Here is a 25,234-nt window from a genome sequence, read left to right as displayed (position 1 = left end):
CCTGCCTGCTCCCATGAAGCTCATCTACTCCGTGTTGGTTTTTTTTGTGTCTCTCTGCTGCTCTGCGCAGGCTGCCAAGGTGAAGGTTTTCATTCTTGCCGGCCAGTCGAACATGGTTGGCCACGGCAAAGCTGAAGAAGGAGGCAATCCGGCATTTGATCCCAAACGTCCGCAGGGCAAAGACAATGTGCGGGAGATTCCCGGCGGACTGGGAAGCATGCGTGCCATGATCCAAGAAAACCCGGCCAAATTTGGACCGTAGGGCACCACGTCCCTCGTTGATGACCAGGGCAAGTGGCGGGTGCGCAAGGACGTCAAGATCTACGCTTACTGCGACGGAAAGACGAAGAAGGGAGATCTGACCATCGGCTATGCCGCACCGGGCGCCGCCACATGGATCGGCCCGGAGTTCGGATTTGGACATGGCGTTGGCAACGGGATTGAGGACGAGGTTCTCATCATCAAGGTGTCCACGGGTGGAACCAGTCTGGCCAAGGACTGGCGTCCGCCCAGCGCTGTGGCGAAGCGTGGGGGCGAGGTCGGTGCGCGCTACACGCACATGGTGGCCACGGTCAAAGAAGTGCTGGCCGGTCTCGCAACAGAATTTCCGGAATTTGCTGGACGCAAAGCTGAAGCGGTCGGGTTTGGCTGGCACCAGGGCTGGCAGGATGGCGGGGATGCCAAAATGACCGCCGAGTATGAGGCCAACATGGCCGACTTCATCCAGGATGTGCGCAAGGAGTTCAACCCACGCATGGCATTTGTGATCGCCAACAGCGGATTTTTTGGCGACAAGCAAAAAGGAACGAGGGCTGATGTGCGGCTTGCTCAGGACAACATCGGCGATGCGACGAGACATCCTGAATTCAAGGGCAATGTGGCCGTGGTGGACACGCGACCGATGTGGCGCGACCAAAGCATTTCGCCTTCCAACTTCGACTTCCACTGGAACCACAATGGCTACACGCACTACGAGATGGGCGCCGCCATGGGGGAGTCAATGCTAAAACTCTTGCAGCAATCATCGGCCAGATGAACCCGTACTGAGCGACGAAACGTTCAGGTCCCAACTCATGAATCGCAGAGCCTTTCTCTCCCACTCGGTCGCGCTCACGGCTGCTTCCACACTTCCCTCATTTGCCATTGGCAAGCCTGGGAAATCAGCCAATGGAAAACTGAACATCGCTTTTATTGGATCGGGCGGGTGGATCGCCCAGCAGCCGTACAATCAGGGATGCTCGGAGGAGAATCTGGTGGCTTTTTGCGACGTGGATCAAAACCATTGCGCGGAAAACATGAAGGCCTGGCGCACCAACCAGCCCTTCTTCACTGATTTCCGCGAGATGCTCGACAAGATGCATAAGGAGATCGATGCCGTGGTGGTTTCTACTCCTGATCACACGCATTTCCCGGCCACGCTCGCGGCCATGGAGCGCGGCATCCACGTTTACACGCAGAAGCCGCTCACCCATAACGTCTGGCAGGCACGCACCTTGGTGAAGGCCAGGGAGCGCTACGGGGTGGTCACCCAGATGGGAAATCAGGGCCACGCGGGCGATGGCATCCGGCAGTCCGTGGAGGCCGTTCGCGCGGGAGTCATTGGCGATGTGGCCCAGGTCTACTGCCACAACGGAGGTCCGCAAATGGGAGGCCAGCATTTCGCCAATCCATCCGTGATGCCACCGCCGTCGTCTCCGGTGCCCGCAGGCTTTGACTGGGACCTGTGGCTGGGCCCTGCCGCTGAACGTGACCACTGTGGCGACTATCATCCCTACCGGTGGCGGACGTTTTATGACTTCGGCTCAGGCATGCTGGGAGACTGGGGCTGCCACACGCTGGACACCCCCGTGTGGGCGCTGGATCTCGACCCGCCGACGGTGGTGGAATGTCTTGCACGGAAGGATTCTCTGGAGGGGGTGATCCCGGCCGGAAGTCACATCAAATACCACTTCCCAGCCAAAGGCGCACGTGGGCCGGTTACGCTGGAGTGGTTTGACGGTCCCCAGGATTGGAACAAGGTGGGACGGATCGAAAAATTCGGCGCCGACCATGCCGCGCACCTCGGACGGGCTTGCTGGATGGTCGGGAGCAAAGGAATGCTGGGCTGTGGCACCCATGCAGGAGCGCCCAGCATCCTGGACACCGAATTGCGCGAAGCTTGGAAGGCCAGCCCGCCGCCGGAGTCCATCCCGCGTGTGGCCGGCGGGCCATTTCGGGAGTGGATGCGGGCGATCAAAGGGGAGGGGAGCGAGCCGGGTTCTAACTTCACGTACTCGGCCCGATTGACGGAAATCATCCTGCTGGGTGTGCTTGCCCAGCGGTTCAACACACGCATCGAGTGGGACGCCAAAGCGGCCCGGATCGCGAATCGTCCGGAGCTCAACGCTTTCCTCAAAGAACCGGCGCGCGATGGCTGGCGATACGGTGAGACCCTCTGAGAAAATTGGCGTATGTCTCCTCCATCTGTTTGAGTTGTATAAGAAATTGGCTTATTATCGTCTAGTGAATGGTGCCGTTCTGCTGGTGCTGGTTGGAGGAAGGGAAACCGTCGCAAACCCGGGCGGCGGATGCGGGCCGGAGACGGGGTAACAGACTCGTGAAAACGCCTGAGAAAACTGCGGAATTCCAGCTAAATTTTCGGTTGCTGATTCCTAGCCCTCCTTTATGATCGTCGTTCCTTCCCGGACAGAATTAGCGTTTTCACGGCGAGAGTGGGGCCATCCCCGCTCTTTTTTGTCTGGTGAAATCACGACTTTCATATGATCAGCGAACTCAAAGCCCTCTTCGACTACTACGAGAAAGAGAAAGGAATCGACCGTCTCAAGATGGTCGAGGCCCTGTCACAGGCATTGCTCGCCGCCTCCAAGAAAAGCATCGGCCCAGCACGCGAACTTCGCATCGACATTGATCCTGACAAGGGAACGATCAAGGCTTTTGCCAAACTGATCGCGGTGGAAAATGTGACCAACCGCTGGGAGGAGCTTCCGCTGGCAACGGCGAAGCGCTTCAAGAAAGACGCGGTGATCGGCGATGAGATCGAAGTTGAAGTCACCCCCAACAACATGGGCCGCATCGCGGCGCAGACGGCCAAGCAGACGATGCTGCAGCGCCTGCGCATGGCGGAGAAGGAAAACCTCTACGAAGAGTTCAAGGACCGCACTGGCGACGTCGTAAGCGGCGTGGTGCGCCGATTTGAAAAGTCTGACGTGATCGTGGACCTTGGCAAGTTTGAAGGCGTGATGACGTCCAAGGAGCGTGTGTCCACGGAGGACTACACCCCGGGTGACCGCATGCGCTTCTACGTGAAGGCTGTGGAAAAGGACAGCGGCCGCGGCCCCGAGATCATCCTCTCCCGCGCGCATCCGAATTTTGTGCGCCGTCTGTTTGAATTTGAAGTCAGCGAAATCGGTGACCGTACCGTGGAAATCGCCAGCATCGCCCGTGAAGCCGGCTACCGCACCAAGGTGGCCGTGCACAGCGCCGACGAGAAGGTGGACCCCGTGGGAGCCTGCGTGGGCCTTCGCGGCGCACGCGTGAAGAACATCGTCCGCGAGCTGAACAACGAGAAGGTGGACATCATTCGCTGGAAGGCGGACCCCGCCGAATTCGTGCGTGAAGCGCTGAAACCGATCAAGGTCATCTCCATCTCCGTAAACACGGACAAGAAGGAGGCCCGCCTCACCGTGACGGATGAAGATCTTTCCAAGGCCATCGGCCGCCGCGGGCAGAACGCACGCCTGACCTCCCGCCTTGTAGGCATGGACCTGATCATCGAGAAAGATGAACATGCCGCCGAGGTCTTCGAAGGCCAGATGGGCAGCGCCGTCCACCACCTTGTGGATGCCCTGGGCATCACTGAGAGCGTGGCCCTTCAGCTCACGCAAGGAGGCATGGGCGATCTCAAGATGCTGGCCACCGGGGTCGATGTCGCTGACATCGCCGAGGTGCTCGGCGGGGATACCGCCCTGGCCCAGCAGATTTACGACAAAGCCGCGGCACACGCTTAAACTCCTGCAAAGGAGCAGCCCCTGTGTCGCCATGACAACGATTTCAAACCAACTTTCAACTTACGACAAGCCCGCTTCCCACGCCGCTCGCCCGATCTCATTCTCTCATGCCCAGCAAGCCCTCATCTGCCAAAAAAAGCAAGTCCCCTGCCGACGAGGTCGGTGAGGAGGAAGTGCCTGTCGATAGCACCAAGCCTAAAAAAGAGGTGAAAGCAAAGGTGCTGTCGTTGATTGAGGAAAAGAAGCCCAGAACGAGAACGGGTAACAAAGAGGCAACATCGCTGCCGCCACTGGGGGCTTCCTTGGGAGCCAAAGCGCCCGCCGCTCCAGCACCGCAGCCAGAGGCTCCGCCCGCGCCTGCCAAGCCTACTTTAGATGAGCGCAAAGCCGCCGCGCTGAATCTTTTTGAGGATGATGAGAAGCCGAAGGTGCGCCGCCGCCCGGTGGACGAAAACGCCGTGCAGAGCGCCCTGCCGCCCATCTCCCTGCTGAATGACCCCACGCCGCCGAAGCCGATCGTCCCGATCGTGCATGCTCCGCCGGTGGAAGTGCCGGCACCGGAATTTGAGATCGGTGAAAGCGGTGAAAAAATCATCCACCTGAAGCCCCCAATCGTGGTGAAGGATCTGGCGGACAAAATGGGCCTGAAGCCCTTCAAGATCATTTCCGAACTGATCGCGTTCAAGGTGTTTGCGAGCGCGGACAAGGCCATCGACATCGAGATCGCCGAGAAAATTTGTGAGAAGCACGGCTTCAAGCTGGAGCGTGACAAGCGCGAAAAAGGCGGCGGCGTGCACAAGGTCGAGGAAGTCATCGTCGAGCCTGTGGCCCAGGTCGTTGAGGAGGTGGAGGAGGAAAAGCTGCAACTGCGCGCTCCCATCATCACCTTCATGGGTCACGTGGACCATGGCAAAACCTCGCTGCTGGACGCATTGCGCAAAACGCAGGTCACCGCTGGAGAAGCGGGTGGCATCACGCAGCACATTGGTGCTTACTGTATTTTCCACAATGGCAAGCCCATCACTTTCATCGACACCCCCGGCCATGCGGCTTTCTCCGCCATGCGCGCCCGCGGTGCGAATGTGACGGACATCGTGGTGCTCGTCATCGCGGCGGACGACGGCATCATGCCGCAGACGAAAGAGGCGCTCAGCCATGCCAAAGCGGCAGGCGTGCAGCTCATGGTCGCTTTGAACAAATGCGATCTCCCGACCGCCAACGTCATGCGTGTGAAGAGCCAGCTTCAGGACATCGGTCTGGCACCAGTGGACTGGGGTGGTGAGATCGAAGTCATGGAAGTCTCGGCCCGATCTGGCATGGGACTGGACAACCTGCTGGAAACCATGAGCCTCCAGGCCGAAGTGCTTGAGCTCAAGGCTGATCCGAAGGCCTCGCCGCGCGCGACGGTCATCGAATCGTCCATGGTGGCGGGCAAAGGGCCTGTGGCCACCGTCATCATCGGCCAGGGTACGCTCTCGGTCGGCCAGCCCTTCATCTGCGGCCCGCTCTGGGGCAAGGTGAAAGCGCTGATCAATGACCGCGGCGAATCCATCAAAGAAGTCCTTCCCGGCATGCCCTGCGAAGTCATCGGCTTCAGCGACATGCCGCATGTGGGCGACGAGGTGGTGGTGATGAAGAGCGAGCGCGACGTCAAGAAGCTCAGCGAAGAGCGTCTGGAAGAGATCCGCCAGAAGAAGCTCAATGTGCCGCGCCGCTCCACGCTCGAGCATCTGTTTGCCAGCATTGAGGACAGCAACAAGAAGGCCCTCAAGATCGTGCTCAAGTGCGACGTGCAGGGTTCCGTGGAAGCCGTCTCCAAGTGCCTGACGGACATCCAGAGCGACAAGTGCAACCTCGACATCCTGCACAAGGAAGTCGGAGCCATCAATGAATCTGACGTGCTGCTGGCCAGCGCCTCGGACGCCATCATCATCGGCTTCAACGTCAAGGTGGAGAACAAGGCCCTTACTGTGGCGAAGCGCGAAACCGTGCAGATCAAGCTGTACTCCATCATCTACGAACTCATCGACCAGGTGAAGGAAGCCATGGCCGGACTGCTCGATCCGATCACCCGCGAGAAGGTGCTGGGCCATGCCCGAGTGAAGCAGGTCTTCAAGGTCAACAAGGGCTACGTCGGCGGCTCGGTCGTCACCGATGGCATCATGCACCGCAAGCAGCGCGCCCGCGTGCTGCGTGACGGCCAGGCTGTGTACGACGGCGGCTTTGAAACGCTGCGTCGCTTCCACGACGAAGTCAGCGAAGTGCGCAACGGCCTGGAGTGCGGCATCAAGCTCTCCGGCTTCAGCGACTACGAGGAAAACGACGTCATCGAGTGCTACGAACTCGAGAAGATCGCCCAGACGCTTTAACGAAGTTTCATGTCCCTACGAGTTGATAAAGTCCGCGAACTGATTCGCCGTGAGCTGAGCACCATCCTGGAGAAGGATTTCCGGATTGAGGACTGCCTGGTGACGATTCACGATGTGAGCCCCACGCCGGACATGAGGCAGTGCTTTGTGTATGTGGGGGTGATCGGCAAGCCGCACCAGCAGGACGCTGCCATCGAGAAGCTCACGAAGGCACGCGGGTTCATTCAGCGTGATCTGTACAAACGTGTCAAACTGCGCAGCAGCCCGCAGCTCTTTTTCCGCCTGGACAAGTCTGTGGAGCGCGGCGTGCCGCTTCTGAACATCATTGATAATCTCCCGCCGCCGATGGCCGATCTGCCGGTGGAGGAGGGGGATAAAAAAGAGGAGAAGGGGAAGGGCGCGAAGTAAGGGAGACCACGGATCTTCATACGGAGGTTCGACCTGGTGCCGTTAGGCATCCATGAAATCATCGGCTTCGATTCGTCTTCTGCTGCTGTTTGCCAGCATCCTCATGGCTCAAACGATGGCAGGCTTGGCGCAAGACAAATCGCCCGCTGCAACAAACCGCCTTTCTGAGGATGCTGCAAAGCTGGCGAGGGACATCGCGGATCGTCGCGGCAGAGGCGAAGTCATCAGGCCTCTAATGGACATGCACAAACTCATGAGGTTGTGGTCGCCCGTTGGCCTGCCAAAAGAGCAGGTGATCCAGTGTCTGGGTCAGCCCTCCTCAGGCACGGACAAAGTGATCATCTACCGCTTTGATTTTGGCGACGGCGGCTGGCAGTGGGAGTTTGATCTGGAGAAAGGTGTTGTTTCAAAAGTGCACAAGGTAAGCCTGGAGTGATGGCATGGCGCCCTCATCCAAGGGGGGGCATTTCAGGCTTGCTCCAGGCAATAAAAGTTGGCAGCCTAGATTTAATGAAGACGCAGCCTTTTCCGCGAGACTTTTGGGCGGGCAGAGTTGTTTATTATTGGGGGGTGCGTGCAGTTCTTTGCCTAGTGCTTCTGGGGGGCTTTGCCGCTCACGGGCAGACGTTGAATGCTCTGGTGGGCAAGTACCGCCGTGAACCTGTGGAAAACCCGTGGCATGAGGGTGAGATCCGCCACAAGCCGGAATCCAATGGCGCGATGCTGGAATGGGTGAACAAGGCGGGGAGTAAGTGGAATTTGATGCCGGATCTAGCCCATGGGGTGCTGAAGACGGACTCGACGAATCCTTACTTTGCCGAAGGTGGCAATGAGTGCGTGCTGCACATGGAGGATGGCAAAGTGACCGGCTTTACGTTTCGCGGCGACCTTTATCTCCGGCTGGGAGGGAAACGCGGAGGAGTGCGTCTGCCGCAGAAGTCAGGCGGGCTGAAGGGCTATATCTCGATGGATCTCGGCGACGTGCCAGCGGGCTACGGTTACGGCGTGAGTTTTTACGTGGCCACATGGCCGCTGCTGGAGAAGCCGCTGGCCGGGTTTCAAGTGGGGCTGCCCTCGACGTGGATACTTCCCGACAACAACGATTTCGAGAAGCCACTGTGTCCTCCGGGAACCTTTGCGCGGGATAACTGGCCGGAGCGCGGGCCTTTTTATCGTGATGTGTTCCAGACGATCGAAGGCGGGCTGGGATTCTGGGTGAGCACCCAGTTTGCGTCGGCCACGTCAAAGTATCGGATCAATGGCACGCCGAACGGTTACAACCACGAAATCTCATCGCCGGGGTGGGGATTTGGCGGACCCAAGTGGCTGGCACCAAATCAGCTCGGCATTGCGCAACTGAGCAACCGCCTGTTGGTTCCGCCCGATGGACTGACCTTCAAAGAGGGCAGCGCTGGTGAACTTCTGGGCAACGCATGGATGGCACTGCCGCTGGTGTCCGCCCACAATCGGGAAGGAACTCCCACGGGGGAACAGTGCTGGACGCTGTTTTTCAACGCAGCCAATTTCAAAGGCCCGGTGGCTTTCTGGATTCCTGACATCTGGAGCCAGCTTTCGCAGAGCTATCATTTGATTGATGCTCGCGGGCTGGACGCCCGGCCGGGATTGATGGGCGGTGGAGCGATGGAGGTGAACACGGTGCCGATGTTTGAAGCGAAGGATGCCAAGGGCACGGTGTACAGCAAGGTGCCGAAGCTGCAGTTTCCGGTCAATGAGCAGGGAGAGACGGTGCTGATGCAGGACGTGGTGCTGTATTCCGAGAAGGGACTCTTCAACCGCGTGAAGAACCTGCGGCAGGACAAGCGCAAGATTGCCTGGCAGTTCAACCCCAAGGCGGAGTTTCGTCCGGAACTGAAGGCGGAGCCGATCTCATTTCATCAGGGGGACGGAGAGGAGAACATCGAGCTGGATGGATTTGGCAAGCGTGTGCAAACCGCCATCTTTGACCGCCCCGGTGGAGGCAAGGCCTTTGGACTCAAATGGAAAAATGAGCGAGGGTGGGGCAGGCTGCCGGAGTATTTCCGCCAGGAGGGAGACAAACGCATGGTGATTGGCGAAGCGCAGGTGCCGAAAGAAGTCCACCTGCTCGGGCAGAGCTTTCGGCCCGCGGGCAAAGGCGAACCGTACATCTCTCCGGAGAACGCGGCCGGAGTCTGGAAAAAGCCCGGGGCAAAGTCCGGCCCCTTCACCGTGACGCTGACAGATGGCTCGGTGGTTACTTATGCGTGGTATCGTTTCATCGACCAGCCATCCATCGTGGCGCAGAAGTGGACGGAGGAAAAACGCAATCAACTGCAGGCACTGGTGGAAAGGCTGCATGGAGAGTGGGCGGTGACAGCCAACTACATGCCGGCCCCCACCTCTGGAACGCTCTCAACTCTGGACGCTGCTTTACGGGTGGAACCTCCGCAGGGTTTGGAGGCAGGTTATGTCCCGATCGTCTTGAGACAGGAAGCGAGGCCGTGAGGGTGACTCAGCGCGAGCAGTTGCAATAAGGAACGCGGCTTGACGAACGTCCTGCAAATTCAAACTCCGGTTTGCCGGCTGGTTTCACTCTCTACTGGGAGTTCCTCGTGGCGGCGCAGCACCCATCCGCCCACGCTTTCCAGGCGGAGGATGTGCTCGTGGAACTGGACCAGCGTCTCGCGGTGACCCACGCTGATGAAGCCGATACCAGATTCGCGCACTAACTGGTAGAGGCGTTTTTGATTGTCTTCATCGAGGGCGCTGGTGGCTTCGTCGAGGAAGGCGAACTTGGGGCGGCGCAGGAAGAGACGGGCAAAGGAAACGCGCTGCTGCTCGCCAAGGGAGAGGATGTTGGTCCAGTCGATGACGCGATCGAGATCTCCTTCCACGCGGTTGAGGACGTCGGTGAGGTTTACTTGTTCGACGACGCGGCGGATGGTGTCGTCATCGGCACTGCAGTCGTGGTCCGGGTAGCGGAGCTGGTCGCGCAGGCTGCCGGGGATCATGTAGGGACGCTGGGGCAGGAACATGAGATGCTGCAGGGCAGGGCGCTCCAAGGCACCCACGCCGCCGGTCCACAGTCCGGCGATGGTGCGCAGCACGGAGCTTTTGCCGCTGCCGCTGGGGCCCATGATCATGAGGCTCTGATTGGGGTTGAGTTCAAAGGTGAGCTCCTTGGCGAGCACCTTGGCTTTGTCCGGGGTGAGAACGGTGAGCTTGCACAGCCTCACCGCGTTTCCGACTTCTTCGATCTGCTGCTGGCTTTCACGGGCGCTGCGCTCTTCTTCCGCATCAAATTCATCGAGGTCGTCCCAAAGAATGCCGAGGCGCTGCACGCCGGCGAGGTAGGTGCTGAGGTCCTCGAAGTTGTTTGCCACGAGAGACACGGCGCCAAGGACCTGGGCGAAGGATTCGATGGTCTGCGTCACCACGCCGAAGGGCTTGGAGCCGTTCATGAACATCGGGGCCACAATGAGGATGGGCAGGATGAGGGCGAGGTAGTTGTAGCTGTTGCGAAAGAAGCCCAGGTTGCGGTTCCAGAAGATGATGGTGCGCATGTTTCCCACGATGGCGGAAAGGCGATGGATGAGGTCGCGGTGCTCGCGCTTTTCGCCGCGGTAAAAAGCGATGGATTCCGCGTTGTCGCGAATGCGTACGAGGCCGTAGCGCATGTCGGCCTCCTTTTGATATTTGTCGTACTGGAGGGAAACGAGCCTGCGGCCAATGACGATGCACATGAAGGTGCCGAAGGCGGCATAGATCAAAGCCACGCCCACCAGCAGGCCGGAGATGCCCCACAGCACGCCAAAGAAGCCGATGAGGGTCATGACGGACTGCACCAGCATGAGCGCATACGTCAGCGAGTCCGCGGTGAAGTTTCGCACGTCTTCACTGATGCGCTGGTCCGGGTTGTCGATGCTCTCGGAGCCGCGCAGGCGGTAGTAGGCGCGGTTGTTGAAGTAGCGTTTGATGAGGTGCTGCGTGAGCCACTCGCGCCAGAGGAGGGCCAGTGTCTCCTGCGTCCAGCGGTAGTACACATTGATGAGGACTGCGGCCACAAAAGTGATGGCGTAGCGGCCGATGGCCTCCCAGTAGCCGTGAGTGTTTTTCCTCTCAATGGCGGTCATGAGGTCCCGACCGGCGTAGCTGATGACGACGATGATTCCTGTGTAGGCGACCGAAAGGACGACGAGGAGGATGAGAAGTCCGCGCGCCTTGACACGGCGCTCCGACTTGAAAAACGCCCGTGTGATGGACACAAACTGCCTCACGGTCTTTCGAAACTTTTCTTTCGAGGCGATCCGACTGGCCGGCGTGATGGGTTCGTTCATGGTTGGGGAGCCGGCTGACGGCTGCAAAAAGAAGTCACCAAACTTTCGCAGCCAGAGCCCGCGGCGGCCTTGTGGAAGTGGTGCACGGCCAGTCCTGCCTGAAGGAAGCCCTCGGGAGTGCGCCGTCGGGGCGGGTGGGATTGCCTGTGCCAAACTTCCATTCCGCTCCTGCATCTTCGCCTTGCAGCTTTGCGGTGGTGGTGCTTTGTGAATGCCCCCCGGATGCCAACCAACTCCACCACCGCCGAAATCGTCGCCGCCATGCGCTCCGCGCAACGTATTGCCATCGTGGCCCACGTGCGGCCGGATGGGGATGCGGTAGGCTCGGTGCTGGGACTCGCGCTCAGCCTGCGGGCCCTGGGCAAGGAGGTTATCGCGATGCTGGAGGATGGCGTGCCTTCAAACCTGGCCTTTTTGCCCGGTACAGACACCGTCATTCAGCCCGGCACGCAGCCGCTGGGCATCGACCTTGCCATCGCGCTGGACACCGCCACCCATGAGCGGGTGGGGGAGAAAACCAAGGCTCTGCTCGATGCTGCGCCGCTGCTGGTCAACATCGACCACCACCCCACGAATCCTGGCTACGGCACGCTCAATCTCATCGTGCCCACCGAGCCAGCCACCGGCCAGATCATTTACAATCTGCTCAGCGAGCACGGCCTGCCCATCGATGATGCTGTGCTGCAGAATCTCTTCATCGCGATTTCCACGGATACGGGATCCTTCCAGTTCTCCTGCACCACGGCGCGGTCCCACCGCATCGCTGCCGAGATGATGGAGGCCGGGCTGGACACGGCGCGGCTGTCCCAGCTCGTTTACCAGTCCTACCCAATGCGGCGGCTGGAGCTCATGCGGGACATGCTCAATCACATGCAGTTCCGCGCGGAGGGCCGCATCGTGAGCTGGCAGCTCAAGCAGGAGCTCATGGACTCCATCTCGATGGAACCCGGCGACACCGAAGGTCTCATCGACACCCTGCGCATGATCGACTCCGTGGTAAGCTGCGTCATCTTTGAAGACGTGGCCGGTGGCAAGGTGCGCGTGAGCGCCCGGTCCAAGGACAGCCGGCTGGATGTGTCCGCCATCTGCGGGCAGTTCGGCGGCGGCGGCCATCGCATGGCCTCAGGCGCACGTATGAAGGGCCCCATCGGCGAAGCAGCGGAGAAATTTTTGCAAGTACTCGAACATGAAGTCAGAAGAATTGATTAGCGGCGTCCTCCTGGTGGACAAAGGCCAGGACATGACCTCGCATGATGTGGTGGCCGTCGCACGGCGCTGCCTGAACATGAAGAAGATCGGCCACTGCGGTACGCTGGACCCCATGGCGACCGGCATGCTCATCCTGGTGCTCGGAAACGGCACGCGCCTTTCCGACCTCCTCATGTCTGAGGACAAGGAATATGTGGGCACGTTGAAGCTCGGCCAGACGACGAATTCGCAGGATGCCGAAGGCGAAGTCACCGAAGAAAAGCCTGTGCCAGCCGACCTCACGCTGGAGCAGGTGAAGGCCGCCTTTGATTCCATGCGTGGAGATTTCTACCAGATGCCGCCGATGGTCTCCGCCATCAAGATCGACGGTGTGCCACTCTACAAACTGGCGCGCAAAGGCCAGGAGGTGGAGCGCGAGCCGCGCTTTGTGCGCGTGTATGACTACGAGATCACGCGCTTTGAGCCGCCGTATGTGGACTTCCGCGTGGTTTGCAGCAAGGGCTTCTACGTGCGCACGTATGCGCATGATGTGGGCCAGAAACTGGGCTGCGGAGCGCACCTCAGCGCTCTGCGTCGCACGCGCTCAGGCCACTTCAAGCTGCTTCCTGGCAAGCATGTGACTTTTGACATGCTCAAGCAGGGGAAGAGGGATGAGGTGCTGGCCTCCATGCTGACGCTGTATGATGTGAGCAAGCTGCGCGGCGCATAATGCGCAGTTTCAAGTTCAAGGTTTAAAGTTTCAAGTTGTCCGGAGTTCTCGGTTTGATGCATGGCGCATGGCTTGCGCATTCCCGTCGCTTTCTTGTCACGGTGAAACTTCGGGCGGGCGTCACTGTTTTATCCTGCACAGCCTGCAACCCGGCTGCACTCCCATGAAACTTTGCTCCCTTCGCCGTCTCGCGGTGTTTCTGCTGGCTGGGCAGGCCGGTCAGATGATTTTCGCGCAGGCACCTGCCGCGCCTGTATCTGCAACCGCTGCGACCACTCCTGCTCAAAGCATTCTCAAAGCCAGGCTCGCAGGGCAGGCGCAGCGAGCCAGCCTGCTGGGCAGCGAGATCCACAATGCGGATCAGCGGATTGAGGGCCGGTTTCAAGATCTGCTCACGACCCTGCGCACTGTCACCGATTCCAAGGACTCGCACACGAAAGTGACGCGGATGAAGGAGGAGACCATCGCCAGCCTGCAGCAGAGCATCACTTACTACCAGCAGAAGCGCGCCTGGCTGGAGGAGCAGATGGTGCGCCCCACCTTCAATCTCACCCAGACGCAGAAGCAGAGCATCAGCAATGATTTCGAGGAACGCATCGAAAAGCGGGTGAAGCAGATCGTTGAGCTCTACAAATCCTTCCCCAAGCACGAGGAGTTTGCACGCTACAAGGCCGCGGGCCACTATCGCTTTGGCGGTGTTCGCTATGTGGACAGCGAGGACTATCGTGAGAACCTGCGCCTCACCAGCCAGACCGACACGATGCGCAACAAGCTGATCAAGGACATGAAGTCCAACATCGAACGCCTGGAGCAGGAAAACCGCACGCTGGCGGATCTGGCCGGCAGCGCCTCCAATCCTGAGCTGAGTGAAGTCTATGGCGATGAGCAGCGCAAAAACGATGAACTGCGCGGTGTGCTGAAGCAGGATCTCGACGCCATCCTGGCCGGCCCCGGTACTCCGGGCCACCCCATAAGCGGACAGGAGGCGCAGGCTCTGGACAAGATCATCAAGCACTCCATCGACGCTCTGCAGAGTGAGTTTACGCTGCTCTTTTCCCGCTACGCCGACTGGCTGACGGCGGCCTCCGCGGTGAACACGCTGCGTGCACAGGTGGTGGAGAAGTAGCGCCGCTGCTTTTCTAAGGTGCGACGGGGCGGCTGCATCAGTGACGAGAATTTCCGGCTTGCAAAAAACGCCGGATTTCCAAGAGTAAAAAATATTCTCACGTCACTTGCTGAGGTCATTCGTTCTGCCTGATGAAATTTCTTTGTGCTGCTTTTCAACTCTGGGTTCTGCTGGTTTTTACGTTCGAACTCCGAGCGGTGGAAACAACGGGAGCGTCAGCCAGAGCCATCCCATGGGATCAACTTGGCGCGGAGGCGCAGAAACAATGCCCAGGTGAGGGCATCGCCATCACGCCGACTGCAGAGGGCGCACGGCTGTGTTCTTCGTTGCAAAAACTGGAAGGTGAGGTCACAGGGGATGGGCTATGGCTTTCCTCCACTGCGAATGCAGCAGGCCGGTCAGTGAGATTTCGTGTGCTGGCGACGGCATTCGGCAGAGTAGGCGCGAGGTCACAAACGCTGCCGGTTTGCGGAACTGTGATGGCCACGGCTGAGGCCGCCTCCTTTTCGCGCCCGGGCCTGCTGGAGGAATATCGGGTGAGCGCGGACGGTGTGCGCCAGGACTTTGTGGTATTGCAGCGCCCGGAAGGGACGGGTGAACTGCGCGTCACGCTTGGTGTGACTGGGGCGCGGGTTGAGCAGGCGGATTATGGAATCAAGCTCACGCTGCCAGGCAGCGGGCGGGAGATTGGCTACAGCCGTTTGCGTGTGACGGATGCGACGGGGAAGAAGCTTGCGGCCACATTGACGAAGGTAGCCTCGGACCGCATCGCTGTGCTGGTTGAGGACACTGCCGCCTCCTATCCCGTGCGGATTGATCCCACCTTCAGCGATTCCGACTGGGTTGGTATTAATCCTGGCATTGTTGGACCCAATGGCACGGTTTACGCGATGGCTGTGGACGGCAATGGTAATCTGTATGTGGGCGGTTACTTCTCCATGGTGGGCACTGTTGCCGCGAGTTGCATCGCCAAATGGGATGGCACGACGTGGAGTGCTCTGGGGCTTGGGACAAATTTTAAGGTTCAGGCATTGGCAGTGAACGGTTCAGACGTTTATGCGGGAGGACTTTTTTCCATGGCTGGCGGTATGCCAGTGAACAACATAGCAAAATGGAATGGCAGCACTTGGTCAGCACTGGGCACAGGAGTGAACTATACAGTTCGAGCATTGATCATGAAGGACGGTATTCTCTACGCTGGGGGAGACTTTTTCACTGCGGGCGGTATTTCTACCAATGGCATCGCTCAATGGGATGGTAGCACTTGGTCGGGGCTCGGCAGCGGAATACTCGGTGGAGTATATGCAATGGCGGTCATGGGCGGCGAATTGTATGTTGGAGGGGACTTCATCACGGCGGGTGGGGTATCCGCCATGAGTGTGGCAAAATGGAATGGCAATGCCTGGTCTGCGCTTGGAAGCGGACTCAATGCGCCTGTTTCCGGAAATTCTGCCGTGGTGACTGCATTGGTGGTCAGCGGTACAACGCTTTACGCAGCAGGGGATTTTTCCCGATCCGGATTGCGCACCGTTGGCAATGTGGCCAAATGGAACGGTTCCTCATGGACATCAGTGGGAGGGGGGACCTTCTATCCCGTGAAAGCTATGGTGCTGAGTGGTGGAGATTTGTATGTCGGAGGGGATTCGTACCCGGGCTTGTCGAAATGGGACGGCAGTTCATGGTCTGACTTGGGCACGGGGGTGGCGGACTCATTTTCTCCTGATCCGGTATACGCTTTCGCGCTTATCGGGACGGATCTTTGTATTGGAGGTGACTTCTATGTGCCGAATGTTCAACCCTATCATATTGGCGTGATGAAATGGGACGGCAACACCTGGTCCCCTCTCTTCAAAGGTATTTATGGCACTGTCAAAACTATGGCGGCCAGTGGCAGCATCCTATACGCCGCGGGAATTTTTGGCGTAGTAGGCGGCCATTTGGGCAACCACGTCGCGAAGTGGGATGGTCAGGCTTGGACTGCCCTTGGCGGAGAATTGAACGGGGTGGTAAATGCGCTGCTGGTACATGGTGGTGATGTGTATGCCGCGGGGAACTTTACATCGGCTGACGGAGTGGCCGCCAACTGCATCGCAAAATGGGATGGAATTGCATGGTCGCCACTAGGCGCAGGCTTGGGCGGGATGGACTATCCCTCGGTGCTGTCGCTGGCGATGATCGGGACGGATCTTTATGCAGGGGGATTGTTCACAACTGCGGGTGGTGTGTCCGCCAGCTATATTGCGAAGTGGGATGGCAGTGCGTGGAATGCCCTTGGCGCAGGCATAGGCGGGGGGGAGCATCCTTCGGTGAACTCGCTGGCAATGATCGGCACGGATCTTTATGCTGGCGGCATTTTTTCCACCGCAGGTGAAGTGTCTGCCAACAACATCGCGAAATGGGATGGCAGTGCTTGGTGCAAGCTGGGGGGCGGCTTCAACTACTATGTCGCCGCTTTGGCCGTGAACGGTTCCATTCTGTACGCTGCTGGAGGGTACATCAGCAAATGGGACGGCAGTACCTGGTCTGATCTGCCCCCAGTACCGACCGGTTCCATCTCGGCTTTGGCGGTTAATGGTACCAATCTCTATGCCTGCGGTGACTATTACCTGCTATTGAATGTTCCTTGCATTTCCAAATGGGATGGCAATTCGTGGTCGGGATTTGGTTCAGGGATGAATTTCGCCCATGAATCGGTCAGCCCGGTAGTTTATTTTAACGCAATGGCTGTCGATGCTAGTAATCACCTTTTTGTTGGGGGTGAAAATTTCAGGATGATCAGCAACAACAGTATCTCGCCCTGTGTAACTCAGGCCAATTTGCCCACCCCGACGCCGGACATCGCGGTGACGCAAACCACCGTGCTGAGCGATGGCACTGGCGGTGTGGATTTTGGGCCGGTGGTGGCGGGGAGCGGCAATAGGGCGCTGACTTTTACGCTGACCAATCCGGGGGATGCGGAGATCAGCGGGCTGAGTGTGAGCATTGATGGGGTGAACAATGCAGACTTTGCGGCCAGTCCGCTGAGTGCATCGCATTTTGTGCCGGGGGAGAGTGTGACTTTCAATGTCACTTATGCGCCGGGTGCTTTGACGGCGGGGAGCAGCGCGGGGCTGCACATCGTCAGCAATGTGGGGGGCAGCAAGAGTCCTTTTGACATCTCGCTCAGCGGGATGGGAGTGACGGCCAATCAGGGGTGGCAGCAGCAGTATTTTGGTGTCATCACCGGAAGCGGCAATGCGGCGCCGGGGGCGGACCCCAACCACAATGGCATTCCCAATCTCATGGAGTATGCGCTGGGTGGTGATCCTGCGGGCGTTTCCTCAGGCAGTGGCGTGCTGCCGGGCTCCAAGGTGGATGCTACGGGAAACCGACTGCAGCTCAGCTTCAACCGGTACCCGAGCCGCAATGACATCACGCTGATTGTGCAGGCGGCGGACAGTCTGGCGGGGCCCTGGACGGACCTTGCGCAGAGCGCCAGCGGCGGTGCTTTCAGCGTGATTACGTCAGGAACCAGCATCATTGAAAATGCCATGGGAAGCCCGCGTGCGGTGTCGGTTTCGGATTTGTACCAGACCACTGATCCTGCGCATCCGCAGCGGTTTATGCGTTTGAAGGTAAGCCAGTAGGGGGCGGATTCTGTCGTTTTGAGGCCCTGACCTCCGGCTTGACGCCATGCCTGCGTAGCCGCATGTTCAGAGGCCTGCCGGACTCTCTTGTGAACAGGGGCTGGCGGCAGCCCAATTCTTCCCATGCTCTTCTCGTATGATCTGACCTCGTCGCCCCTGCCAAGCCGGTTTCTGGCGGCGGGTTTTGGGCTGCTGACTGTGCTCGGCCCGCCATTGCAGGCCCAGGTGGTGCTCAAAGCTCAGCCGGTGGTGGAGGTGGAGGACAGCAATGTGAAGAAGCCGAAGCCGGCGGCGCCGGAAAAGCAGGACCTCAACGCCTCGTGGGCCACGCAGAAAGAAGCCCGTGCCATGACCTTGAGCGTGCCGGCTCCTCGCGGGCAGATCGTGGACCGCCACGGCATTCCCTTTGCGCAAAACCGCGCGGCCAATTACCTCGCGCTGGTGATGCCGTACATGGACGGTGCCAGCGATTCTCAGGTCACGACCTTTGCACGCAGCACCATCGACAAGGTGAACAAAGTGCTGGGCAAGACGTGGTCCCTTTCAGACGACAAGGTGATCATGCACTACAAGCACCGCCGCTGGCTGCCGCTGGTGTTTTCCGTGGAGGAGGGGCTGAATGTGGAAATCACTCCGGACATGGAGGAAAAGCTGAAGCCGCTACTGGGCAGCAGTCTGGTGCTGCAGGCTGCCTACCTGCGCCACTATCCGCAGGGAGCCACGGCCTGCCACATCATCGGCTACACGGGCAAGACCCGCCCGCTGCCCACCGGGCCGATTGTTGACGGTGACCCGGTGTTTGAGGAAATGGAAGGCCGTGAAGGCATTGAGACCGCTTTTGACAGCGATCTCAAAGGCCAGTCGGGCATTGTGAACGTCCTCTTCAGCCCGGATGGCAAACGCCTCTCCGAAGACGTGCGGCGCACTCCAAGCCCCGGCCGCAATGTGGTGCTTTCGATCGACTACAACTTCCAGAAGTACGCGGAGAACGCACTCAAGCGGCATACCACCGGTGGCGCGATGGTGATCATGGACGTGACCAATGGCGACATCCTGGCCATGGCCTCCAATCCCGGCTTTGACCTGAATGAATTCGTGCCAGGCATCCGCCAGAAGCGCTATGATGAACTGACGAAAGACCCGCATCTGCCGCTCTACCCGCGCTCTTTCCGCGGTGAGTATCCGCCGGCTTCCACCTTCAAAATCGTGACCGCACTTGGCGCGCTGGACAGCGGCAAGGTGGATGCTAAAACCCAGTTTGACTGCCCGAACGCGATGGAGATCGGCGACCGCGTTTTCAAGAACTGGAACAAGGACGGCGAAGGCTCCATGAACGTGGTCAGCGCCATCAAGCGCTCCTGCAACACTTGGTTCTACCGCGCCGCGCTGGAGTCGGGCGCCGACTACATCACCAACATGGCCCTGCGCCTTGGCTTTGGCGAGCGCACCGGCATTCCGCTCAAGGCGGAAGGGGAGGGCTTCGTGCCGACCAACAGCTACCTGCTCCAGCATCGGGGTCACAAAATGCTGCCAGGGGACCTTGCAAACATCGCCATCGGCCAGGGCATGGTGCTGGCCACGCCGTTGCAGGTGTGCCAGTGCATGGCAGGCCTGGGAGACGGCACACGCATCCCGCAGCCACGTCTGGTGCTGCAGATCCAGGACATGGCGGACCGTGTGGTCATGGCTTACGAGCCGAAGGACCGCCGGCGCATCGACCTCAACCCCGACCAGCGGCAGACGGTGATCAGCGGCATGGTGGCGGTGGTCAATGGCGGCGGCGGCACCGGGCATGCCGCGGCGATCAAGCAGGCCGAGATCGCGGGTAAAACGGGTACTGCGCAGTGGCGCATCAGCAAAGATCAGAATCTCGCCTGGTTCACCGGTTTCCTGCCTGCGGGCAAGCCCATGTTTGCCTTTGCCGTGGTGTATGAGGGCGAACCCGGCGAGGACATCAGCGGCGGTAAAAAAGCAGCGCCGATCGTGAACGAGGTCTTCACCAACATCTTTGAAAAAGCACCTGCGGATGATCCCATGCTGCTGGCCATGAAGGAAGTACCGAAAGCCACGCTGGTGGACGAGGCTTCAGGCGGCGGCGGTGGTGGTGGCGAGAGAGCCTCCCGCCCCCAGACGGTGCGCCCCGCCCAACCTACCGCCCCTCCGCCGCGCAAAGGCATCGGTGGTTTTTTCAGCAGGCTCTTTGGACGTCAATAACCGATACGAGTACGATGAACATTCAGCTCGCAATCGTCTGTGATTTTGCCGCCGACTACCAGGGGAAGCTCTGCATCCAGGGTGCGTTTGACACCCTGTGCGCCCAGACATTTCCCGTGGTGCATCCGCAGTGTTCCATCGCCGTCAGGGCGATCTTTCAGGCGGAGGACGCCGGCAAGCATGAGTTCGTGATCCGCTGCGTGGATCCCGATGGCAAGGAATGCCTGCCGCCGATGCCCGCGCAGCTGGATGTGACCTTTCCGTCATCGTTCATTCCTTTCGTCTCGCGCAACATCGTGTACACTTTGCAGCGCCTGAAGTTTGAGCGCCAGGGCATGTACCGCTGGCTGGTGCAGCACCAGAGCGATACGCTGGCCAGCATCCCTCTGCGAGTGACCTTGTTTGACGAGCGCCGCTCTGCCACCGGCCCTGCGGGCTAGGGCAGGTGTGAGCACCCCCCGATCTCCCCCAAGCCATTCATGACGACCTCAAAGCCCCAGCCCCAATCTGCGACCAGCAATCCAGCAGGCTCGCCGGTGAAGCAGCTGTCTGTATTCCTGCACAACCGCGTTGGTGCGCTCATGTCCCTGGTCAAGCTGCTCACGGAACACCGCATCGAGGTGATGGGCCTGTCGTTGCAGGACACCACGGAGCTGGCGCTGGTGCGGCTGATTCCCAGCGATCCTGAAACGACGGAGCTGCTCTTCATTGAAAAAGGCATCCCGCACGTGGTCTTTCCGGTGACGGTGGTGGAGCTGCGTGAGACGGAGCACTCGCTGGTGCATGCGCTTTCCGCCCTGCTCTCAGCGGAGATCAACATCGACTTTACCTATGCGCTGTTCGCCCGGCCGGGGCAGCACCCGGTGTTTGCGCTGCACCTGGACTCCCCGGAGGTGGGGGCGGAGGTGCTTTCCAGCGCGGGTTTCAAGGTGCTGACGCAGGAAGACTTGAGCCGCTGAGCCACTGCTCCCGGGTGAGCATGAAGGTGGGGGCCAGCTTGGAGATGAAAGTGCGCCCGTCCTCCACGGCGCCAAGTTCCAGCAGGGGATCCTCCCTGCCGACCTGCTGCTCCGGCAGCGGCACATAGATGGAGGCCATGGACCAGCGGTGCTGTATGTTGCGGAAAACGGCATCGTAGTAGGAAAGGAAAATGTGCTCGTAGTGGTCCGCGCAGCTGACGCCGTCTGAGCCGATGTACCAGTAAAAATTGATCGCCCGTGTGCGGATGCGCACGCCCGGTGTGGGTTCCACATCACGAAAGACACGCATCATCATCACGGAGATTTCACGGCCATCGCCGAGCTGGATGGAAACCGGCATGCGGTCGCTCACAGTCCAGCCCTGGGCGGGCAGACAGACTTCGGGGCGGTGCAGGCTGCGCTTTTCAAAGCCGCTCATGATCACCGTGGCCAGAACCTGCCTGCCCGTGGCGGAGGCGTAGCCTGTGCGGGCCAGCTTCACGCCTTCATCGAGTTTGCGTTTTTCATCGAGCGTCATTTCAAGCTCACGGCCCTGATATTCGCCGACAGAGAGCGGCAGCACCGGGTGCCGCGGCGCTTCCTCGCTGAGCCTGACGCCTGGAGCCGCCACATGAAAGCCGATATCGGTGCCCAAACAGATGCCGAGAGTGGCCAGGGGCAGCAGCAGGGCCGCCAGGAGCAGGGACTGCATGCGGCGTGGCTGCGGAATGGCAAAGGCATTCTCCGCGGAAGCGGACTTGCCGAGGCGCTGCAGATTGGACTTCATCTCACGGCCTTCAAACAGCCAGCACAGGCCAAACATGCCCGCCAGGGCGATGCCGAAGACCGCAAAGCCTGCCATCGTGTGATAGATCGACATTTCCTGGTGGTCAGCGAAGTGCCTGCCCACCGCCACGTCAGCTCCCAGTTTCAGCGTCCCTGCCACCAGCAGCAGCAGGCGCACCACATTTCCCGCCACAGCCAGCGGCACCGAGCAGGCAAAGAGAATGAGCCGGGAGCGGGGCCGCTTGAGCGCCAGATAGCCAAGCAGCGCCGAGATCATCATGAGGGCGAAGAGGGAATTGATGCCGCTGCATTTGGCGTCCACATCGAGGCTGAAGGCATCGCCGATCTGCTTTCCGGTGGCGGCATCCGGGGCAGACTGCAGCGCGGAGCCTTCACTCACCGTGGGGACGCGCAGCGTGTTCAGGACGGCGGCCGCCATCGAGGCCGTGTACGGGCGCAGCGGGGAGGCCACGGAATCTTCCAGCGGCTGCATGGGCCAGCTGAAGAGCATGAAAAGCCAGGCAAAGAAAAGGGCGCGCATCCACGCCATGCCACCCACCAGCAGGATGAAGCCCGCCACCACGCCCTGGATCGCCAGAAAGCCCGGGTAGCCCGTGGAGGCCTTATATCCCACCCAGTAGCAGAACAAGCCTAGAACAAGGGGAATGAGGCCGCGCCAGGTGCCTCTAAGAGGCAGACTGCGCAGTTCCTCACCCCGCAGCCAGACCAGCCAGCCCACCAGCGGCGGGACGACAAAGCAAAACCACCAGTCCGAGTGCCGGAGAACCCAGCGCGCCCAGCCGATGAGGATGCTCTCCCGTTTGCCGTAGTCCCACTGCTGGTACGGCCAGAGCAGAAACAGGAGCACCAGCGCCACGGCCAGCCCCCAGACAGCCACCCGGCGCAGGGTACCCGGCTGCTGCAGCGAGTGCAGCAGGGATGGCCCGGATGTGGACAAATGGGAGGTATCGGTGGATTCTGTTGCCATGACTGAGATTGACTGACAAAGGCTGGCCTTGTTTGTTGATTCTGGCAACACTCATCGCGTAACGTCACTGACGCTTGTTCATGTCAAAAGCCCTTCCCCCAAACACCACCCCCGCAACCGACGAAAACGAAGATCAGGAGGGCCTGCTGTTCGCACGCTGCAAGGCACCTGCCGAAAGTTCTGGCGAGACGACGGAAAAAGACACGGGGGACAGAAAGAAAAAGTCGAAACAATCCACGAAGGAGGGTATAACCGCAAAGGTGGCCGGCCAGGACCAGCCACCGTCCTCGGAAATGGACTCCAACCAGCCAAATCCTCTTTCCGCCTACCTGACCCGATCGCCTCTGGTCGTCTCTCTCTGTACATCGCTCGCCATCGGCCTGCTGCTCTTCATTGCGGCAAGGTCTTTTTACGTGAGCAAGATCGAACCGAGGCTGGCCTCTGGCGGTGGTGCTGGCGCGGCTTCCGCTTCCGGGGCGGCCGGTGCCACGGAGGAAGCGCTCAGGGAGCAGCTTGCCAGATCGGCGGAGCAGATCACCGCGCTGCAGAAGCAGGTGGACGTCATGCGCAGGGAGCAGCTGCTCACGCAGCAAAACACGCGCGAGTCCCTGGAGAAAATCTCCACGGCACTGAAAAATCCCCAGCTCGCACCCGCGCCAGTGGCCGTTTCGGCAGAGCAGGCGGGTGCCTCCCGCATCGCCGAAATGAAAATGGAGGTCTCTCCGACTCAGCAGGAGTTCATTCAGCTCAAGGAGCGCAACCGCCTCACGCAGTATGCGGACGAGGCCATCGCCACTGGCGAGCGCAAGCCCCTGGAACTGCTGGTGGAGTACATGCGTGATCCGCAGCAGGAGCATCTGCATGCCGCGGCGCAGGCGGAGTTCATGCGTGCCCTGCGTGCCATCCAGCTTCTGCAGAGGGATGACCCGGGCTATCGCCTGCCGGTGAAGGAAATGTTCAAGGACAGCGGCATCAGCGACGAGGCGGATGTGAAGCCCGAGGTGCTGCTGAAACTGCTGGCGGACTACAAGCAGCCCTGGGAGGTGCGCGTGCGCGTCTGCTTCCTGCTGCTGGGCAGCCCCCTGCCGGAAACCAACGCGCAGCTGATCAAATCCATCAAGGAAGACCCCTCGCTCGAAGTGGCCAAGCATGCCCAGCTTGCTCTGGAGCAGCGCATCAAAAAACGCTTCCGCATTTTTGACATTCCCGCGATCGAGGCGTGGTTCAAAGACGGGGAAAAATAATTCCGCGATTTGACCCGGTCCGTTCGATCTCTCATTTCCGCGCACCGCCGCGCCATCCGCCCACCCTCATGAAAGCACTGTTCCTTACCAACGAATTTCCTCCTCACATCTACGGCGGCGCCGGCGTCCACGTCGAATACCTTACCCGCGAGCTTGCGAAGCTGATGGAGGTGGATGTGCGCTGTTTTGGCGACCAGCAAAGCCATGAGGGCAATCTCAAGGTGCAGGGCTACGGCCTCGACACCACCGGCTGGGACAGCCCGCTCAATCTGAAGTCCGTCTTTGGCGCACTGCAACGCTGCCTGGACTTCAACACCAGCGGCATCGATGCAAGCCTGGTCCACCTGCACACGTGGTATGCTCACTTCGGGGGCATCCTGGCCAAGCTGAACTACGGCGTACCCATGGTGCTGACCGTGCACTCCCTTGAGCCGCTGCGCCCGTGGAAGCGCGAGCAGCTTGGCCATGGCTACGACTTCACCGTGTGGCTGGAAAGCACCGCGCTGAAAATGGCGGACGCCATCATCGCTGTCTCAGAAGGCACGAAGGCCGACCTGATGCAGCATTTCGACCTCGATCCGCACAAGATTCACGTGATTTACAACGGCATTGACCTTGCCGAATACCGCCGCACCGAAGCCCCGGATGTTCTTCGCAAGCACGGCATCGATCCCGACAAGCCTTACGTCCTCTTCGTCGGCCGCATCGCCCGGCAGAAGGGCATCGTGCACCTGGTGCGCGCCATCCAGCATCTGGACCCCGGCTTCCAGGTGGTGCTTTGCGCAGGCGCTCCGGACACGGTCGAAATCAAAGAGGAGATGGAGGCCGCCGTCGCCGCAGCCAGCAAAGTTCGACCGGGAGTCATCTGGGTGCAGGCGATGGTGCCGCTGCAGGAGAAGATCGCGCTGTATTCGCATGCCGATGTCTTTTGCTGCCCGTCCATTTACGAACCTTTCGGCATCATCAATCTGGAAGCCATGGCCTGCGAGACGGCCGTGGTGGCCAGCGCTGTGGGTGGCATCAAGGAAGTCGTCGTTGATGGCGAAACCGGCGTCCTCGTGCCGCTGGAGCAGCAGACCGAGAGCCCCTTCGAGGCGCTGCATCCGGAGAAATTTGCGCGCGATCTTGCCGCAGGCATCAACAAGCTCATGGCCGACCCGACTCTGCGCCACCGCATGGCCCAGGCCGGACGTCAGCGCGCGGAAGATCACTTCAGCTGGAAGAGCATCGCCCGCAAAACGCTGGCGCTGTACAAGACGCTGGCGACTTGAGA

The 25,234-nt window shown here is 59.9% G+C and carries 19 protein-coding genes; 17 read left to right on the top strand and 2 right to left on the bottom strand.

The features are described 5' to 3' along the window. Positions 1-13 precede the first annotated feature (13 nt). From ACILSO_RS16735 to ACILSO_RS16700, 8 genes are all read left to right on the top strand, one after another. On the top strand, positions 14-262 hold the full coding sequence (locus ACILSO_RS16735) for a hypothetical protein (RefSeq protein ID WP_395738580.1): 249 nt from the start codon (positions 14-16) through the stop codon (positions 260-262). A 39-nt stretch (positions 263-301) separates the two neighbouring features. Next, positions 302-1,036, top strand: a complete 735-nt coding sequence (locus ACILSO_RS16730; RefSeq protein ID WP_395738579.1) for a sialate O-acetylesterase — start codon at positions 302-304, stop codon at positions 1,034-1,036. Between the two features lie 37 nt (positions 1,037-1,073). Further along, a complete protein-coding gene (locus tag ACILSO_RS16725; RefSeq protein ID WP_395738578.1) occupies positions 1,074-2,438 on the top strand; it encodes a Gfo/Idh/MocA family protein in 1,365 nt (454 codons plus the stop codon). Positions 2,439-2,759: 321 nt separating this feature from the next. Then, positions 2,760-4,007 (top strand): transcription termination factor NusA, encoded by a 1,248-nt coding sequence (gene nusA, locus ACILSO_RS16720; protein ID WP_395738577.1) that lies wholly within the window; start codon positions 2,760-2,762, stop codon positions 4,005-4,007. 107 nt (positions 4,008-4,114) lie between these two features. Beyond that, positions 4,115-6,376, top strand: a complete 2,262-nt coding sequence (gene infB / locus ACILSO_RS16715; RefSeq protein ID WP_395738576.1) for a translation initiation factor IF-2 — start codon at positions 4,115-4,117, stop codon at positions 6,374-6,376. Positions 6,377-6,385: 9 nt separating this feature from the next. Then, complete coding sequence (gene rbfA / locus ACILSO_RS16710) at positions 6,386-6,784, top strand: 30S ribosome-binding factor RbfA (protein ID WP_395738575.1); 399 nt, start codon at positions 6,386-6,388, stop codon at positions 6,782-6,784. 52 nt (positions 6,785-6,836) lie between these two features. Continuing rightward, positions 6,837-7,220, top strand: coding sequence for a hypothetical protein (locus ACILSO_RS16705; protein ID WP_395738574.1), 384 nt, complete (start codon positions 6,837-6,839; stop codon positions 7,218-7,220). Between the two features lie 134 nt (positions 7,221-7,354). Continuing rightward, entirely contained in the window at positions 7,355-9,268 is a 1,914-nt protein-coding gene (locus tag ACILSO_RS16700) for a hypothetical protein (protein ID WP_395738573.1), read from the top strand. A 59-nt stretch (positions 9,269-9,327) separates the two neighbouring features. On the opposite strand, the gene ACILSO_RS16695 is transcribed toward ACILSO_RS16700, so the two are convergent. Beyond that, entirely contained in the window at positions 9,328-11,100 is a 1,773-nt protein-coding gene (locus ACILSO_RS16695) for an ABC transporter ATP-binding protein/permease (RefSeq protein WP_395738572.1), read from the bottom strand. 222 nt (positions 11,101-11,322) lie between these two features. Here ACILSO_RS16695 and ACILSO_RS16690 point away from each other — a divergent pair, with 222 nt between their 5' ends. The 7 genes from ACILSO_RS16690 to ACILSO_RS16660 all read left to right on the top strand — a co-directional run bounded on the left by ACILSO_RS16690 (position 11,323) and on the right by ACILSO_RS16660 (position 20,943). Then, positions 11,323-12,309: a bifunctional oligoribonuclease/PAP phosphatase NrnA gene (locus ACILSO_RS16690; protein WP_395738571.1), complete on the top strand. Its 987-nt coding sequence runs from the start codon at positions 11,323-11,325 to the stop codon at positions 12,307-12,309. Then, complete coding sequence (gene truB / locus ACILSO_RS16685) at positions 12,287-13,018, top strand: tRNA pseudouridine(55) synthase TruB (protein WP_395738570.1); 732 nt, start codon at positions 12,287-12,289, stop codon at positions 13,016-13,018. The genes ACILSO_RS16690 and truB overlap by 23 nt, the downstream gene beginning before the upstream one ends. A gap of 163 nt (positions 13,019-13,181) precedes the next feature. Beyond that, entirely contained in the window at positions 13,182-14,144 is a 963-nt protein-coding gene (locus ACILSO_RS16680) for a hypothetical protein (protein ID WP_395738569.1), read from the top strand. Between the two features lie 131 nt (positions 14,145-14,275). Further along, positions 14,276-17,770 carry a hypothetical protein gene (locus ACILSO_RS16675; protein WP_395738568.1) on the top strand — a complete coding sequence of 1,165 codons (3,495 nt, stop codon included), beginning with the start codon at positions 14,276-14,278 and terminating at the stop codon, positions 17,768-17,770. Positions 17,771-17,893: 123 nt separating this feature from the next. After that, positions 17,894-19,984, top strand: a complete 2,091-nt coding sequence (locus ACILSO_RS16670; protein WP_395738567.1) for a penicillin-binding transpeptidase domain-containing protein — start codon at positions 17,894-17,896, stop codon at positions 19,982-19,984. Positions 19,985-19,998: 14 nt separating this feature from the next. Beyond that, entirely contained in the window at positions 19,999-20,424 is a 426-nt protein-coding gene (locus ACILSO_RS16665; protein WP_395738566.1) for a DUF6941 family protein, read from the top strand. Between the two features lie 39 nt (positions 20,425-20,463). Continuing rightward, positions 20,464-20,943, top strand: a complete 480-nt coding sequence (locus ACILSO_RS16660; protein ID WP_395738565.1) for a hypothetical protein — start codon at positions 20,464-20,466, stop codon at positions 20,941-20,943. Here ACILSO_RS16660 and ACILSO_RS16655 read toward each other — a convergent pair. Then, positions 20,909-22,717: an exosortase/archaeosortase family protein gene (locus tag ACILSO_RS16655; protein WP_395738564.1), complete on the bottom strand. Its 1,809-nt coding sequence runs from the start codon at positions 22,715-22,717 to the stop codon at positions 20,909-20,911. The two genes, ACILSO_RS16660 and ACILSO_RS16655, sit on opposite strands and share 35 nt — an antisense overlap. An 80-nt stretch (positions 22,718-22,797) precedes the next feature. On the opposite strand from ACILSO_RS16655, the gene ACILSO_RS16650 reads away from it, so the two are divergent. After that, entirely contained in the window at positions 22,798-23,961 is a 1,164-nt protein-coding gene (locus tag ACILSO_RS16650; RefSeq protein ID WP_395738563.1) for a hypothetical protein, read from the top strand. Between the two features lie 68 nt (positions 23,962-24,029). Continuing rightward, the gene (gene glgA, locus ACILSO_RS16645; RefSeq protein WP_395738562.1) at positions 24,030-25,232 is read left to right on the top strand and encodes a glycogen synthase; all 1,203 of its coding nucleotides are present in this window, start codon (positions 24,030-24,032) and stop codon (positions 25,230-25,232) included. Positions 25,233-25,234: the final 2 nt, after the last annotated feature.

The sequence above is a fragment of the Prosthecobacter sp. genome (assembly GCF_044226605.1).
GTDB lineage: Bacteria > Verrucomicrobiota > Verrucomicrobiia > Verrucomicrobiales > Verrucomicrobiaceae > Prosthecobacter.
This window is presented reverse-complemented; position numbering and strand designations above follow the sequence as displayed.